We start from the raw sequence: 627 nt of genomic DNA, 5'->3' as shown, positions 1-627 counted from the left end.
AGTATTTACAGCAAGAAAATGGGGCGGGGCTTTGCTTCGCCCTTTTTCGTGGCACCTATCTGTCGGGCGGCTGCCAGTCCGAGGGGGGCACGTCGCGGCGGGCGAGGCGCAGGGCGAGGCCGAGGGCGACCCCCACGGCAATGGCAACCGTGAGATCGGCGACCACTGTCAGAACCAGCGTGAGGCCGAGCAGGAAGAGGTCGGAGTGGCGCCCTTTCAGGTGCCCGGCCCAGCGGTGCGGCTCGCTCATGTTCCAGGCGGTGAGGATCAGCAGCGCGGCCAGCGCGGGCATGGCCATGTAGCCTGCCAGCGGGGCGGCCATGAGCATCACGAGGAGGATCGTCAGGGCGTGGACGAGCCCGGCGACCGGCGTCTTGCCGCCCGCGCGGATGTTGGTGGCGGTGCGCGCGATGGCCCCGGTTGCGGGCAGCCCGGCGAAAAGGGCAGCGCCGATATTGGCCGCGCCCTGCGCCATCAGTTCGGCATTGGGGCGGTGGGCGCCTGAGATCATCCTGTCGGCGACCATGGCCGAGAGCAGGGATTCGACGCCCGCGAGGAAGGCGATGACGAAGGCCGAGGGCAGCAGTTCGGCCAGCCGCGCGGCGCTGATCTCGGGCAGGGCGGGGG

1 protein-coding gene is annotated in these 627 nt (G+C 70.2%); it reads right to left on the bottom strand.

Annotation, left to right across the window (positions count from 1 at the left end; all coding sequences use genetic code 11):
• Positions 1-55 precede the first annotated feature (55 nt).
• Positions 56-627: SulP family inorganic anion transporter (locus DYI42_RS24015; protein WP_244868125.1), on the bottom strand; the 572-nt coding region annotated here is incomplete at its 5' end.

The organism is Vannielia litorea (assembly GCF_018424695.1).
In the GTDB taxonomy this organism is placed as follows: domain Bacteria; phylum Pseudomonadota; class Alphaproteobacteria; order Rhodobacterales; family Rhodobacteraceae; genus Vannielia; species Vannielia litorea_A.
Note: the sequence above shows the minus strand (reverse complement) of the source record. Positions and strands in the feature narration are given on the sequence as shown.